This is a genomic window from Thalassomonas sp. RHCl1 (genome assembly GCF_947387555.1).
Lineage (GTDB): Bacteria > Pseudomonadota > Gammaproteobacteria > Enterobacterales > Alteromonadaceae > Thalassomonas.
The window spans coordinates 47,328-63,079 of the sequence record NZ_CANDNZ010000025.1; the positions used below are offsets into that span (position 1 = coordinate 47,328).

Genomic DNA, 15,752 nt, shown 5'->3' on the forward strand with positions numbered 1-15,752 from the left:
GCTAAAAGTGTCATATCGACATCAGTGTCAATATGACACCAGATTAACTAATCACCTTATCCCAATAAGGCTGATCGCCGCCGAGACGTTCGATAATAAAATCCAGGAATACCCGTACCTTGGCCGGTAAATGACGCCGCTGTGGAAACACGGCATAGAAGGTTTGCATCGGTAGCTGATACTCCTTAAGCAAGGGCACCAGGCGCCCGGCAGCAATATCATCACCAACAATAAAGGTTGGCATCTTGGCAATCCCCAACCCGGCCAAAGCCGCCTGCAACAGAGCTTCGCTATTATTAACCTGGTAGTTACCGCTGACCTTCACTTTCACCGGTCCGTTATCGCCGAGAAAAGTCCAGTCACTGCCGCCACTGAAATAAGAAAAGTTGATGCAGTTAAAGCTGAGTAAGTCTTCCGGTATAGCGGGGGCGCCGTGTTGCTCCAAGTAATCGGGCGTCGCACAAATCACGCTGCGGCAAGGCGCCAGACGGCGGGAGATCAGGGTAGAGTCCTGTAAGTTTCCGCCACGGATGGCAAGATCATAACCCCCTTCCACCAGGTCCACCACCCTGTCTTCCATCACCATATTTAAGCTAATATCGGGATACAGGCTTAGAAAGTCCGCCACCAGCGGGGCAATATGCAAACGCCCGAATGACATCGGGGTATTGATCTTCAACTCCCCTTTAGGGTTGCCCTGCAACTGGGTTACAGAATCTATCCCCTCAGAGGCGGCAACCACCGCCTTAACGGCGTATTCAAAATAACGCTCCCCGGCTTCGGTTAAACTCAGCTGCCGTGTGGTCCTGTGCAGCAGCTGTACTCCGAGCTTATGCTCGAGCTCTCGGATCCGTTTACTGACCGCAGATTTACTTGTGCCCAGGCGTAGCGCCGCCTGGGAAAAACTGCCGTTTTCCACCACAGCAACAAAGACCGGAATTGCCGAAAAAGTTTCCATCACCTTTACCATTGTCAACTTAAACTCAACAATTAGTTTCCCCTGACCCGGCTTATCAGTCAAATAAAAAACAATTAAAGTATTTTCCACTAAAGCGAAAGAGATTAAGGAAACATCATGAAAGTTTTTCAGGCAATTGAACAGCGCCGGGCCGTGAGACATTATCAATCGGATATCGAGATGCCGGAGCAAGATTTTAAGCAATTAATGTCGGCGGTGCTGCTGTCACCGACCTCTTATAATATTCAGCACTGGCGTTTTATCCGGGTGACAGATAGAGCTCAAAGAGAGAAAGTCAAAGAGGCTGCCTGGGGACAGGACCAGGTAAGCGAGGCTTCTGAGCTCATTATTTTATGCGCCGATACCAATGCCTGGAACGACAGGCCACAGCGTTATGTCGCCAACAGCCCCAAGGAAACCCAGGAGATGTTATTGCCTATGATATCAGCCTTTTACAGCGGTAAAGAACAGCTGCAAAGGGATGAAACCATGCGCTCATGCGGTATGGCGGCGCAGACCCTGATGCTGGCAGCCAAAGGACTGGGATACGATACCTGCCCTATGATAGGGTTTGACCGGGAAGCCCTTGCCCGCTTGATCCGCTTACCCCAGGGACATGTGATTGGCATGATGATAGCCATAGGTAAAGCAAAAACACCGGCTCATCCGCGCGGCGGCCAGCTGCCGTTAACTGAAGTGCTGCGGGAAAATCATTTTTAATCCGCAGGGGCATTACCGGGCCGCTTCGACCCGGTTCCTGCCGTTTCGTTTGGCGTGATACAGCGCTTTATCGGCCCTGGCGAATAAGCTTTCGAAACTGTCCTCGCGCACAAAATTGGTCACACCGATACTGACGGTGATGTTAATTTTATCATCATGCCGGCTGATCACCAGTTCACTGATTTTCTCCCTGAGACGCCGGCAAATCACCTGGGAAGCTTCTGCATCAGCATAGGGAAATGCAATTAAGAATTCCTCCCCGCCCCAGCGGTAAACATGATCCCCCGGGCGGGTCAGCCTTTTTAAACTCGCCCCCAGCACTTGCAAAACCTTATCACCGACATCGTGGCCATAACGATCATTGATGTTTTTAAAAAAGTCGATATCAACAATAGCCAGGGAAAATTCTTTATTATCCCGGTTAAACCTGCTGATATAGGCGTTAATTTCCTCCAGCCCCGCCCGGCGATTGGCCAGATTGGTGAGGACATCGGTATTCGCCTGGTGCTTCATAAAATTAGAATTTGCTTCCAGTGCTTTATTGCGAAGATCCAGATCCCGGGTTCTTTGTTTAACCACCAGCTCCAGCTCCTGGTTATTCAAAAACAGTATCGAAATGATCAGGATTAAAAACATGACTATCGCAACAATACTGTTGATTTCCAACCGGTGCTTTTCATAAAGGCTGACCGGCAGATTAATCACCAGGCTACTTTGCGGTAATAAATCCAGATCGATATCAAAACGCTTTAGCTGGTGATAATCAAAAACCGGGGAGTAGCTTGCTTTTTCTTTAATTTTTACCGCCGAGCTCGGCACACCGCTTAAGATAGTTAATGCCATAGCGGCTGCCTCAGCTCCGTGCTGATAAGGGTCATTCATCATGCCGCCGAGCGCACCATTGCCTATCATTAATGTGCCCCACATGCCATAAACCGGCACCTTGCTATGTTGGGTCAATAAGGGTAAGTCATGCTCATAGGAAAAATAATGGCCAAACTTGTCTTTATGTATTGCCAGCACCAGAAACGCCGTTCCCGGCTCCTGCCTGGCCGCTTGCTGATATAACTCTTCAAGGGAGAAGTCATCCCATATATCCAGCATAATACCGCGTGTTGCCGGCGACGTTAGCCAGCCGGCACGGATCTCTTTCGCACGCTCAGTCATGCGCAGCCCGAGTCCCGTGGTGTCTCCCAGTAAAATAATGCGTTTGATATCTGGCTGCAGGCGGCGGATCAACTCAAGGTTTCCTGAAATCTCCATACCTTCCTTGATACCGGTAATCTTGTCTTTACCTGATAACAGCTCAGGATAAAAAACATTCACCCCGCAAAAAACCACCGCAACCCCGGGAAAGATAGCGGCTCCATGCTCGAGCATAAAATAATAGGCGGCATCATCACTGGTAATGATGATATCCGGTTGGTATCGGCTGTATTTATAATGCAACAGGCCGATTAACTTTTTTTGGTAAACAAGATCATCTGCAAAGCGCCTGGCATCCATATATTCAATATAAAGATTTTCCGCCGGCACAGCCTGTGCCAGCTTATCCCGGACCCCGCGGGTCAGTTCGGCGGTCCAGCGATATTGAGGGTGATAAGAATTGAGTAATAAAACTTTTGCCTGCTCTTCGGCAAAAGCCACGGGGAACAACAAAGGTTTCACAAGTAAAAAAAACCATAAAACCTTTTGCAGCATGTGCCGGGCACCTCAGGGAAAGCATTCACTAAAACCTTAACCGTGCCGGCAAGTGGATTATCCGCAAAAAAGCGCACTATCCCTTATCAGATTTTCCGTAATGTGCCCCGGCACAAGATATTTCCTGATAAATCACAAGAATACCTTTATATCTTAGATTGAAAAAGTCAGATGTTCCAAAGAGGTGAATAGCACACACCTGGTGGCAGGCAAATAATACATCAGCTGACTCACCAGGCCCGGCCATATATATTTAGAGCTGGTGTAGCCTTGCCATACGCTCAACAAAAGCCTTGGCAAAGCGCGCTGCCGAGTTATCATCCATATTAAAATACAGAGAAGGCTCAATCAGCTCGGCTTCCATCAGGGCAAACCCCTGCCCGTGACGGACAAAATCGACCCGGGCATATAGCGGCAGTTCATTGATGGCCTTTAGGGCCACTGTCGCCTGTTCCAGTAACTTATCTTCCGCATCTATGCTGGTTAAACGGCCACCGTGCTCTTCCTGTACCCTGAAGTCTTCATCTTTTGGTGTTTTCAAGATGCTGTGGCTGTATTTGCCGTCAAAATAAAAGCAGGAATATTCCCCTTCACTGCAAATATTCTCCATAAACGGCTGCACCATAAAAGCCCGGTTTGCAAAGGTATCCGCCAGCAACTGCTGCTTCGCCTCAACCTGCTCCCGGGTCAATAAAAAAGTATTGTCGGCATTGGCGCTGATACGGGGTTTTAGTACGATTTTTTCACTGGCAAAGTGCTTAAATGCCGCCAGGACATCATCATAATCAAAGACTTCCGGCCACAAGGTCGGCACTATGGTGACCCCTTTCGCTTCCAGCTGCCTCAGGTAGCTTTTATCGATATTCCAGCGCACTATATCCAAACTGTTTTCCAACACCGCATTTGAGGCTTCAATTTTTTCCAATACCTGTAAAAACAAAGGGGCATCATCCTGATAATCCCAGGGAGTGCGAATAATCACTACTTGATAATCATCCCAGTTAACCCCCTGATCCCGCCATGACACCATGTGAGTTTGCCAACCCAAGGCTTTTAGGGGTTGCTCCAGTAAATGATCATAAGCCTCAAAATTTTCCAGGCTGTCCATTGTTAATATCGCGCAATGCTTCATGCCGTTTTACCACCTTTACCTGTATCAGAATAATTGTATACAAAATCAATCGCAGAGCATCGCATTTACCAACGCCTTTGTCCATGGCGGTTATTTGATTTAAAGGAAAATTCCTCCGGCGGATAAACCCGCTTTTGTCATAACGGGGTAAAATGGCAAAAACCGGCTGAGCCCGGGGCAATTTTGGCGAATACCCCTGGCTAAGCTAAGCTTAAAGAGTGATGGTACGGATGCAATAATAAGCAGCCAGGATTCTTCCTTCATCCGCGGTCTTTTACTTTTTTGTTTTACTTTTGCTGTTAATAGAGCAATAGCTTGTGCTAAATCGGTTTTCCGTCATTATCCGATAGACAATAGAAGACAATTAATAGTAAATTATTGCTAATTTTATTACACATTTTCTTTTCACCCTTTTTCAATGAACGAATAAGATGATCCAAGTAGACGATAAGGTGTTGGCTGATATAGACCGCGGTTTTTCAGTACCGGCGCAACCTGAACTATTGCTTAAGCTGCAAAAGTTAATGAGTGTATCTGAGCCGGATATCAACAAGATTGCCGATACCATCTCACAGGATGTCGCCGTCAGCGCCACCATATTAAAAACCATCAATTCCCCTTTATACGGCCTGGCCCGTTCAATTTCCGATATCAAAAAATCCGTCCGTTATATCGGTCTCACCGGTATTACTACCTTAGTCACCAGCAGTTTGCTCAAACGCAGCTTTAAAGATAAAAAAGCCAGCATTCCCCTGGATGATTTCTGGAATAACTCCTCCAATATCGCCAATAGTGCGGTATTTATCGCTAAACGTCTTAAAAAGCGGATCTCCAGCGAGAAGTTGTTTACCCTGGGATTATTTCACGACTGCGGTATTCCGGTGATGGCGATGAAATATGAAAACTACCGCAGCACCTTAACCCAGGCAGAACAAAACCCGAGTGAAACCCTGCCGGATATTGAAGAAAAAGCCTATAACGTCAGTCATGCCACTATCGGCTATTATGTCGCCACTTCCTGGCGCTTACCTATAGACATCTGCCAATTGATCTTGCGCCATCACGAACGCGAGTACCTGCATAAAATCGACGGTTCAACCGATCAGATAAGCTTTGCTATTTTGAAGCTGGCGGAGAATATCGTCTATCTGCACAAACATTTTCGCGAATCCGCCGACTGGCCCTTTGTCCGCGATTCCGTATTAACGGTACTGGATATAGACGAAGATGATATTGCCGATTTAATTGAAGATCTCAATGAGCAGCTGATTTAACGGCTCGCCCCCTGCCAGCAAACAATAAGATAAAGCTCGCGCGAGCATAAGCCAACCGGCTATTGGCGCGCGGGTTTATTCCCTGATCACTTCCCGGCGCTTTACGCGCACAAACAAGCCCTGAATATCTTCCTTGATCAAATATAATGACGGGATCAAAAACAAGGTGATCACTGTGGCAAAGACAATGCCAAAGCCCAAAGAAATCGCCATGGGAATAATAAATTGCGCCTGCAAACTGGTTTCAAAATATAAGGGGAAAACACCGAAAAAGGTCGTTAACGACGTCAGCAGGATAGCCCTGAATCGTTGCGTGCCTGCCTGCATCACAACATCCACCATGCGGCGGCCAGAGTCCTTACCTTTATTGATAAAATCCACCATGATCAAACTGTCATTGACCACCACGCCGCTGAGGGCGATAAAACCGTAAATGGACATCATATTGATGGTTTTCCCCAACAGCCAGTGACCGGCAATGGCGCCGATAATGCCAAAGGGGATCACCGACATAATCACCAGCGGCTGGACATAAGACTTGGTGGGGATGGCAATTAAACAATAGATCAGGAACAGGGCGCCAATGCCCGCTATCGCCAGTTGCCGTAAAAAGTCCGACTGCTCTTTACTGGCCCCTTCCATACCATATTTCACACTGGGGTAATTGCTGAGGATCTCCGGGATATGGTTGTCATTCATTTCTGAAACAATTTTACGTGACTCTACTTTTTCACTGTCGATATCCGCCGAAATGGTAATAGCACGCTTTTGATTAACCCGGGTGATGGTAGAAAACCCCTGACCGATACTGATGTCCGCCACCTGGTAAAAAGGCACTTCTTTACCGTCCGGGGTGCGGATCCACATGTCTTCAAGATCAAATACCGACAACCTCTGCTCTTTTGGATAACGCACCATCACCTTCAATTCATCGCGCCCCCGCTGGATCCTCTGCGCTTCTTCACCATAAAATGCCTGGCGCACCTGGCGCGCCAGATCCGTAAGGGTGAGCCCTAAAATTTCCGCTTCCGGTTTAATCCCGAGTTTAATCTCCTGGCTGCCCCGGCTGAATGAATTACGGATATCATAAACGCCGTCATACTCCTTAAGCTTATTCTGTAAAGCCAGGGCGGCGGCTTCAAGCTCTTTATCGTTACTGCCGTTAAACTGAAACTCCAGCGCAGCATCGCCCCCGGCATTGGTACCGGCATAAAAGCGTAATTCCTTGGTACCGGGAATTTCACCGATACGCTCGCGCCATAATTTTTCAATATCATAGGCGCTGAGCTCACGCTGATCCGGCTTTACCAACTCCAGAATAAAAGTTGCCTGGGTATTACCCTGGGTAAAAACCATAGTATGCTTGATAAAGTTGACCCCCTGAAACGGGTTCTCATCGGCGATAGCCAGCGCTGCCCGGTTAACCTTATCTATGGCCTTGTTGCGATCGCCGGCTGAACTGCCGTTAACCATCACTATCTTCCCCTGGATAAAGTCGCTGGGAATAGAGGGAAAAACTTCCATTTTGACAAAACCACCGGTGATCAGGCTCAGGGATAAAATCAAGATCGCAACAAAGACCGCCATAGTGTTATAGCGGGCATGCAATGCCCTGCCCACCCAACCCAGGTAGGTATGATGAATGAAGTGCTCCAGCTTTTCCTTAAAAGCCATTTGCACACGCTCGATAGCATTGGCATTTTCCTTCGTCAGTGGCCGGTAGCGCATATGCGCCAGATGCGCCGGCAAGATCCATTTGGACTCGATCAGGGAAAACAGCAGACAAAAGGTCACCACTAAAGCGATGGCGCGGAAGAAGGCGGCGAAAGTTGCTTCTATCATCAGCAGCGGGGCAAAGGCAGCAATGGTGGTTAAAACCCCAAAGGTCGCCGGCATGGCCACACGCAGGGTGCCGCGGATGACATTGTCGGTGGAATGACCATAATTCTGGATTTCACTATAGGCGCTTTCCCCGATCACTATGGCATCATCCACCACTATGCCCAGCACCATAATAAAAGCAAACAGGCTGATCATATTGATGGAGACCGACCACTCTCCCAGGAGCGGCATCATGATGAAGGCGCCGAAAAAACTGATCGGGATGCCGATCATCACCCAAAAGGCAATTTTGATCCGTAAAAACAGCGCCAGCACCAGGAACACCAGGCAAGCCCCCAGGGTTAAATTAGTGATCATCATGCTCAGGCGTTCAGACAGGTAATAGGATGAATCCCCCCACATGGTAAGCTTGGCCCCCGCCGGCAAACGTTTATTTTTTTGCTCGACATAGGCTTTTACTTCCCTGGCAATATCCAGATCGTTTTGATCGCCGGTGGACTGGATCATTATGCTTGAAGTGTGTTCACCGTTAAATTTGGCAAAGCCCTCCTGCTCGACAAAGCCGTCAACAATATTGGCAACATCCGATAACACCAGCCGGGTGCCGTCGGGTTTCGTACTCAGCACCAAACGGCCGTATTCTTCCCCGGTGTAGGCCTGCCCCAGGGTACGCAACAAAATATCGCCGCCCCGGGTTTTGATGGTGCCTCCGGGCAGGTCCACCGAAGACTTTTTCACCGCCTGGCTGACGGCAGAAAAAGTCAGGCCGTACTGCTGCAGTTTTTCCTCCGAGACTTCAATACTGATTTCATAATCCCGACTACCGACAATATCGGCGATATTGACGCTCGGCAGCGCCATGATCTCATCACGGATATCCTGCGCCATCACCTGACGGCTACGCCGGTCCATGCTGCCGCTGACGGACAGCCACATCACCTGGCTTTTAAATTCTACTTTGGTAATAACAGGTTTTTCGGTTTGTTCCGGAAAGGTGGTGATCGCATCCACCTGCATCTGCACTTCATCGAGTTTTTCCGCAATAGAATAACCCGATTGAAGCTCAATGCTGACAGTGCCCAGCCCTTCCTGCGCCGTAGAGGTGGTGCGCTTAATACCTTCGATATCTTCCAGCGCTTCTTCTACCTTAAGGATCACCCCCTGCTCAACCTCTTCCGGCGCCGCCCCCAGATGATAAACCCGGACCTGGATACTGTTTGGATTAAATTCAGGAAAGGTTTTTTTATTTAATCCCTGATAGGAAATAACACCGGCGATTAAAATAAACATCATCAGCAAGTTGGCGGCAACACTGTTACGGGTAAACCAGGCGATGATGCCGGTGAGTTTTTCGCTGCCGACAGTCATCAGAAGCTGGCCTGTGAATTCTGCGCAGGGGTTGCCGCGCTTTTATCCCGGGCAAGACGTTCATTTTCCTCGCCAAAAATGCGCAGCGCCATGCCCTCGACGGCGGCATCAAGATTCGTTAATACCAGCCTCAGCCCGGTATCGAGCTTATCCCGGGTATAGACATAATCGAGATCGCTGCGCAGGATATTGATCTTTTGCATGCTCAGGGCATTATCATCTCCTGCCAGATAAATCTGGTCGGCGCCATGTAAGGCACTGCGGGGAATAGCGACCACGTCTGAGATTTTCCGCCCCTGGATACTGGCTTTAACAAAAGTACCGACACGTATTTCATCGCGGCTGTCAGCATTAAGCACATTATAGGGATCATCGAGTTGAGCCACGACATAATGCACCCGGCTGGCGCTGTCCACTACCCCTTCATAGCGGGTAACAACCCCCGGCCAGCGATATGTTTTTCCCGCCAGCTGATAATAAAGCTCGACCGCTAACCCCTGACCGGCCCCCTGGTTGATACGGGGCAAATTAAGAAATTCGATATCTTTTTGCTTAACCGGCAAACGTACTTCGGCATAATCGACGGCAAAGGTGGTGGCAAGCTCACTGCCGGTGGTAACGTATTGGCCGATATCGACTTTTTTCGCTTTTAACATAGCATCATAAGGCGCCACTATTTTCGTACGCACCAGTTTAACTTCCGCCTCGGCAACATTAGCCCTGGCGGCGGCAAGTTCAGCCTTGGCCTTTTTTAAATTAGGCAGACGCAGCGCCATTGCAGGCGCATCCTTGAGAGATTTGCCGGTTAACAACCATTCGTCTTCTGCCTGCTCCACCCTGGCCTGCTCTTCGATCAATGAAGCCTCTGCGGTCTCTAACCTGGAGCGGGCCTGCTGCAAGGCAACCTTATAGGAAATATCATCTATGGATAGCAGAACCTCTCCCTTACGAAAGAATCCCCCCACCAGAAAATGATCAGCAACCTGGGTGATCAACCCGGAGACTTCAGAAACCAAACGGGTTTCGGTTCTTGGTACTACACTGCCCTGACTGGCAATACGAAAAGTGATGTCCCGGTATTCCAGTGGCATCACTTCCACCAAAGGCGCTTTAAAAACCTGGTTTTTTTTCGCCGGTTTCGGCGCCAATACAGTGGCAAGGGTGAGAATTAATATCGCCACCAAAATAATGGCAATGGGGGTAAGCACATAACGTAACGGCACCATGCGCCTTTTAGAAGAATCCCGAACCTGAGTGCTGGTAAAGTTCATAAATAAACTCTTTAGGAAGCAGTAAGGAATAACGTGTGAATCACACAATTATGCTGTTACTGCCTGTTATACCAGCAAATAAAGATAAAACTCAATTAATTTATTGTAAAGCGTTCGTAAACTTTGCCCAAGACAATAACAGCTGCCTGAAGTCGTCTATACCACAGGAACTTGAACAACTCTGTTCATAGTCATCAAAATCTTCTGCCAGCTCCGCAGGCATTTCCTGGGCTTCGCCGTTAATACTGGAGTTATTTTGTACGATAACATCATCATGGCTGAAGGTAACTGAATATTCACGCCCGGTGATCATGATTTCGTTATTTTTGCCAGAATCAATATTGGCTATCGCCGTTAACAAATCCGTCATTTTTTCCGTGTTATCACCGATTTCAACTTCCAGCCAGGGGCCGATCACTTCATGTCCATAAGAAAACTTTGCTTTTGCCGCACCGGTAATAGCATCATGAACAAATTCGTATTCCATCTAATCTCCAATTGTTATCAAGCCAATGATTTAATAGCGCAGCCCAACGCGCCGCTTCAGAAAAAATAAACTACACGGCAGCGCCCGTAAAATAAGCAATCACGGCATTCTTTCTTATGTATCAGTGTAGCAAATTAGTGGCAGAAATACTGACATTTCAGCGGGAAATTTGGCATACTGGACAAATAATAAAATTAGCCTTAATCGGAGATTTTATTATCATTATAAAAGCAGTAAAACTTCAGCAGGTATTGAATCGTGTATTATCTTTATCTATTTATTTTACCGTTACTTTTTATCTCCCATGCAGAGGCGGGCACTAGCGGCACCATTCGCCTGGCGACTTATCTCGAACCTCCCATGATTGATAAAGTCGATAACCGCTACGTCGGTAAAAACATTGAAGTTGTAAAGTTACTGGCTAAAACCCTCAAGAAAAAAATTATTTATATCCCCTGTCCAACCGCCCGTTGCTTGTCATTGATGAGAAAGGGCCAGGCAGATATGATGATCTCCGTGCGAAAAACACCGGAAAGGGAGCGTTATCTCAGCTTTATTTCGCCGCCTTTCTTTACCCAACACTTTCCCCTGAGATTTTTTATCAACAGCACTAATGACCTTGATATTGATAATTATCAGGATTTAACCCCCCTTACTATAGGGGTGATACGTGGCAGCACCTATTTCGATAAATTTGATCACGATAATCAGCTCATTAAAGTTGAATTAACCAGCAGAGAGCAACTGGTGCATATGCTATTAAAAAACAGGATAGATACCTTTATTGAAAGGGAAGAATCCATTGTTTCCTGGTTGCCGGAATCGCAATATAAATCTGCCTTCAAATTAGCCAACTACCAATATGACAGAAGTGTGGATTCATATATTGCCATTGCCAAAAGATCACCGCTACAACAGGAATTACCGCATCTTTCGGCCACCTTAACCCAATTGGTCAACTCTGGTGCCATCAGTGAAATACTAGACAAAGCACAAAGATAACCGTCAGCAAATAATTGCCGCTTTTTATTGATTTTAAAAGCAATAAATAAAGAATTTGTGAACTAATTATCCACTGGCAAGTCTATTTATTTCCCGATAATAATAATGATAATTTCACTATTGTGCTAAACAGACGTTATACCGCTGTCATTCTCTCCCTGGTTGTTCACGGTATTTTACTGTTACTCCTGCTTACTATGACCACCCGCTTGCCACAGCCGGAACCTGTCACTAAACCTGCGATAAAAAGTTATTTGTATACGCCTAAACCTGAAATAAAAGTATTGGCAGTACCCGCTACCCCGTCAGAACCCATAGCCAAAAAAGAACAGCTTAAAAAACCTCTGCCCCCCGCGAATAAAAAGGAGGATCTTCCAGCTAAAAAAGTACCTGTTATTGATAAAGCCCCCCCTGTGTTTACTGATAAAAAACAGCAAAATGAAGCCACGACTGTCGAACCAACCAACACAACAAAAAATCCAGGCAAGGATAGCAAAACACCAAAAAAGTTTTCCGCCCGTAACCAGTTGCAGAGACTGACCAACAGCATCAATAACCAGATGCTACAGGAGGGGATTCACCAATATCAGCAACACAAATCACCATCGGTTATGCATGGCGAACAACAGCCGGTGCCGCATTCGAAAAAAACTATAGATGCTGAACAGAAAAAAGCTGACAACACGACCGAATATTCACAAGGTATGTCAATAACCAAACATGATGATGGTACCTGCTCCGTGACCGAAGATTTGTCTAATGTCGGTATGGAAGGACTTTCCGCCACCCAATCCTTTAACTGCGGAATATCGAAAGAAGAGAAATATTTCAAGGAACACATGAAAAACGTGCTTAAGAAATTAGGAAAATAGCGATAATCACTGGCACTCGCCCATCGGCTTTAAAGACCGCTTCAAGCACTTCTATGACAGATTGTCATGTCGTAATCTGCATGGTAAGGTAAATTGCTTTTATTGTCTGGAGAAGGATCTGCCATGCGAAAAATACTATTAGTTACTTGCAGCTCAGTGTTGCTTGCTAGTTTACTTTTTCCTGCGCTGACACAGGTTCAAGCAGGAGAGCTTTCAGCTACATCCACCGCAACGCAGAAGCGATACCTGATCATCCATGCAGATGATGCCGGTATGTCTCATTCAGTTAATATGGCCACCATGGCATGCCTGGAATCAGGCATTGTTTCCTCGACCAGTATCATGGTGCCCACCCCATGGTTCAGTGAGTTTGCCGATTATGCCAAAAAGAACCCACAGCACGACTACGGTGTCCATCTAACACTGAATTCAGAATGGGATCATTATCGCTGGGGACCGGTTGCTCCCCGCGAAAAAGTTGCCAGCCTTATCGATAAAGATGGTTACCTCTGGGATAACGTCAAACAAGTGGTCAAGCACGCCAAAGCAGATGAGGTTGCCATTGAGCTGCGGGCACAAATTGATCGCGCCAAACAGTTCGGCATCCCTTTAAGCCACCTGGATACGCACATGGGCGCCTTATTAAGCCGACCGGACCTGGTACAGGTCTATGTCAACTTAGCGTTGGAATATGCACTTCCTATCCTTTTCCTGCGTGATATCCCCCCCAGGTTTATCAAAGCATATCCGGGACTTGCCACAGGAACAAAAAGGATAGTCAAAACACTTGATGAAAATAACTTACCGCTACTCGACTCGGTATTACAATTTTACGGCGGGGAAAACTTAGCACAAAGAAAAGAAAATTATTACCAAGCTCTGGAGAATATGAAAGCTGGCGTTGGCCAACTAATTATCCATTGTGGCTTTGACGACAAAGAGTTGCGGGCCATTACCAAAAGAGCCTCACGCCGCAATGGCGACAGATTGATTTTTACCTCTCAGGAAACAGCCACATTCCTGAAAGATCAAAACATTCAGCTACTGAACTGGAAACAGTTTCGCGCAATGCAAACTCGCTAGTTCAGCGAAGAATAGATTTTTAATAAGAAAACAAAAAGCCTAACTCTTTCGAATCGGGCTTATCTAAATAGGAATTTAACAATAAACCACATGTATATGTGAAAGGCTGTATTTTGGCATTGCGCCAAGAACTAAAACTGCTGTGCCAGCTTTCAGCACAGCAGTTTAGTTTCTCCACCTTAGTGCTAATCCTCAGCTTCCCGATTGTTACCGACCGCAACATCAGCTTGCTTAGATGTAATAACCATTTCTCCTTTGTTTATCGCAATACTGATCTTTTGCCCGATGGGAAAACCGGCCTTGTGCAGCCACTTTCCCCTGAGCACAATACAAGGTTCAAGCTTTACCGGCACATAGTTGATACCTACTCCACGGGTTTTCGCTGACGCCCCGCAAAGTGTTTCCTGCACGGTAAGTTGCCGATAAATGGGATATTTTACTTTTGCCGAGCAAAGCTCTGACGTATGATGATATTTAGCCATGACGTACTCTCTATAAGTTCGTTGTGGTTAGCGACCTCTGAGTGTTTCCGCACTCAGGGGTTGCGACTTTGATTGCTGCTGTTAAGGCAACAGTTAATAGATAAGCAATATTAAAATAGGCGCTCTCCTTTTGAGTTTGGATAGCACTATTAATAAAAGATCAATTTACGAAATAAATCAGGCTGGCTTTACATTTAATCTTATACTTGTTTGTGCGTTACTGTACGGGTTGTTGTACAAACACCAACTAACGAAGGTTACTCAGTTTTTTGCTTTAGCCAATTGATGGCTCTCCAGCTTTGTTCACAGAAAGATTAATGAAGTTGTTGAAAAGCAATAACCTGTTTATCGCTGTCCAGTTTTGACACCATTGAACACAAAATCAATTTTTAAGTGTTCAATGGGGTTAGCTTCATATGAAGCTAACCAACAACACAAGGTATATTGAGTATACCTTGTGCCGATCGCTGTTAACGTCTCTGACGCTGACGGCTTCTAAAAACAAAACCTATTATGCCCAGGCCTAGTAACCCTAGTGTCATTGGTTCACTAACCTCAATCTGACTGTTACCATCTCTAACAAGAAAGTGGCCAATTCCAGTAACTGAATTTTGAGGTAGATAACTACTACCGGGAGACATTTTAAAGGCTGTTGAGGTAGGATTCCCCTTGGTGGCTCCTGCCATGTAGAGATAACCTGATTTTTTATAGAAACCTTTAGATTTATAGCCAAAATAGGTTGCCCCAAACAGATCGATAAATGCTTCAGCTTCCACAGTATCAACATCGGCTGAGCCGCGATAATAATCATCAGTAGCACTTGGTAAAGCCGTATCGATTAATGCCTCCACTTCTTGCCAGGTTGCAAAACGCCATGTTTCGAACGTCGTTGGCAAGTATTGCTCTACCCAATTATAAGATCTTGCATTTGTCTGACTTAAATCCAGCCATTCCAACCCAGTGCTGGTATCAAGCGTTGTCAGGTTATCACCCGCTTCTTTCCAATCACTTTCTATAAAGCTGGCCTGAACGGAAAATACTGATAATCCAGCAAGAAGAAAACCTGTCGTAATTGTTTTTTTTAGAGAGAGAAATTTATCATTCATTAAATGAGATGCCTTTTAGTACTACAAGAAACTTAAGGCGTGCACTGTAACCAAGTATCGCAGAGAAGAACAGGACATTTTTCTTTTAAAATAAAATGAGTTATGCGAAGACTAGTAGTCACTTTAACTATTATTAGTCAGATTTTCTCAATCCAGATTAGCAGGCTAAGCTTGCAAATGACTATAAGACCAAACTTACGACGAGCGTATGGACGACATGAAGGTTGTGAAGGTTGTGAAGGTTGTGAAGGTTGTGAAGTAGCATAATGCAGGAGCTGTTATCAAGAAGCAGGCGATACCACAATGATATTGTCACTAAACTTAAGTTACAGAAAGCAAAAAACCCGCAGCGTTAGCTGCGGGTTTCTCTAAATAGAAGTCTAGCAATGTCCTACTCTCACATGGGACCTCCCACACTACCATCGGCGCTAACGCGTTTCACTTCTGAGTTCGG

Annotated in this window: 13 protein-coding genes; 5 read left to right on the forward strand and 8 right to left on the reverse strand. The window is 46.3% G+C overall.

Features of this window, described 5'->3' with window-relative positions; translation table 11 throughout:
- Positions 1-43: 43 nt before the first annotated feature.
- Positions 44-958 carry a LysR family transcriptional regulator gene (locus QL234_RS31060; RefSeq protein WP_281561608.1) on the reverse strand — a complete coding sequence of 305 codons (915 nt, stop codon included), beginning with the start codon at positions 956-958 and terminating at the stop codon, positions 44-46.
- A gap of 117 nt (positions 959-1,075) precedes the next feature.
- Here QL234_RS31060 and QL234_RS31065 point away from each other — a divergent pair, with 117 nt between their 5' ends.
- Positions 1,076-1,678, forward strand: coding sequence for a nitroreductase family protein (locus tag QL234_RS31065; protein ID WP_281561609.1), 603 nt, complete (start codon positions 1,076-1,078; stop codon positions 1,676-1,678).
- A gap of 12 nt (positions 1,679-1,690) precedes the next feature.
- On the opposite strand, the gene QL234_RS31070 is transcribed toward QL234_RS31065, so the two are convergent.
- Both QL234_RS31070 and QL234_RS31075 read right to left on the reverse strand, forming a co-directional pair.
- Entirely contained in the window at positions 1,691-3,379 is a 1,689-nt protein-coding gene (locus QL234_RS31070; protein WP_281561610.1) for a diguanylate cyclase, read from the reverse strand.
- Positions 3,380-3,632: 253 nt separating this feature from the next.
- Positions 3,633-4,511, reverse strand: coding sequence for a hypothetical protein (locus QL234_RS31075; RefSeq protein ID WP_281561611.1), 879 nt, complete (start codon positions 4,509-4,511; stop codon positions 3,633-3,635).
- Between the two features lie 431 nt (positions 4,512-4,942).
- Between QL234_RS31075 and QL234_RS31080 the strand changes: the two genes are divergently transcribed.
- The gene (locus tag QL234_RS31080) at positions 4,943-5,785 is read left to right on the forward strand and encodes an HDOD domain-containing protein (protein ID WP_281561612.1); all 843 of its coding nucleotides are present in this window, start codon (positions 4,943-4,945) and stop codon (positions 5,783-5,785) included.
- A gap of 75 nt (positions 5,786-5,860) precedes the next feature.
- Here QL234_RS31080 and QL234_RS31085 read toward each other — a convergent pair whose 3' ends face one another.
- From QL234_RS31085 to QL234_RS31095, 3 genes are all read right to left on the reverse strand, one after another.
- Positions 5,861-8,995 carry an efflux RND transporter permease subunit gene (locus tag QL234_RS31085; RefSeq protein ID WP_281561613.1) on the reverse strand — a complete coding sequence of 1,045 codons (3,135 nt, stop codon included), beginning with the start codon at positions 8,993-8,995 and terminating at the stop codon, positions 5,861-5,863.
- The gene (locus QL234_RS31090) at positions 8,995-10,266 is read right to left on the reverse strand and encodes an efflux RND transporter periplasmic adaptor subunit (protein WP_281561614.1); all 1,272 of its coding nucleotides are present in this window, start codon (positions 10,264-10,266) and stop codon (positions 8,995-8,997) included. Before QL234_RS31090 ends, QL234_RS31085 begins: the two co-directional genes overlap by 1 nt.
- 100 nt (positions 10,267-10,366) lie before the next feature.
- On the reverse strand, positions 10,367-10,753 hold the full coding sequence (locus QL234_RS31095) for a YacL family protein (RefSeq protein ID WP_281561615.1): 387 nt from the start codon (positions 10,751-10,753) through the stop codon (positions 10,367-10,369).
- A 258-nt stretch (positions 10,754-11,011) separates the two neighbouring features.
- On the opposite strand from QL234_RS31095, the gene QL234_RS31100 reads away from it, so the two are divergent.
- The 3 genes from QL234_RS31100 to QL234_RS31110 all read left to right on the forward strand — a co-directional run bounded on the left by QL234_RS31100 (position 11,012) and on the right by QL234_RS31110 (position 13,710).
- On the forward strand, positions 11,012-11,755 hold the full coding sequence (locus QL234_RS31100) for an ABC transporter substrate-binding protein (protein ID WP_281561616.1): 744 nt from the start codon (positions 11,012-11,014) through the stop codon (positions 11,753-11,755).
- Between the two features lie 122 nt (positions 11,756-11,877).
- On the forward strand, positions 11,878-12,627 hold the full coding sequence (locus QL234_RS31105) for a hypothetical protein (protein WP_281561617.1): 750 nt from the start codon (positions 11,878-11,880) through the stop codon (positions 12,625-12,627).
- Positions 12,628-12,750: 123 nt separating this feature from the next.
- On the forward strand, positions 12,751-13,710 hold the full coding sequence (locus QL234_RS31110) for a polysaccharide deacetylase family protein (RefSeq protein WP_281561618.1): 960 nt from the start codon (positions 12,751-12,753) through the stop codon (positions 13,708-13,710).
- Between the two features lie 185 nt (positions 13,711-13,895).
- Here the strand turns inward: QL234_RS31110 and QL234_RS31115 are convergent, their stop codons facing one another.
- Positions 13,896-14,192 carry a SymE family type I addiction module toxin gene (locus QL234_RS31115; RefSeq protein WP_281561619.1) on the reverse strand — a complete coding sequence of 99 codons (297 nt, stop codon included), beginning with the start codon at positions 14,190-14,192 and terminating at the stop codon, positions 13,896-13,898.
- A gap of 470 nt (positions 14,193-14,662) precedes the next feature.
- Positions 14,663-15,298: a PEP-CTERM sorting domain-containing protein gene (locus QL234_RS31120; protein WP_281561620.1), complete on the reverse strand. Its 636-nt coding sequence runs from the start codon at positions 15,296-15,298 to the stop codon at positions 14,663-14,665.
- Positions 15,299-15,752 lie beyond the last annotated feature (454 nt).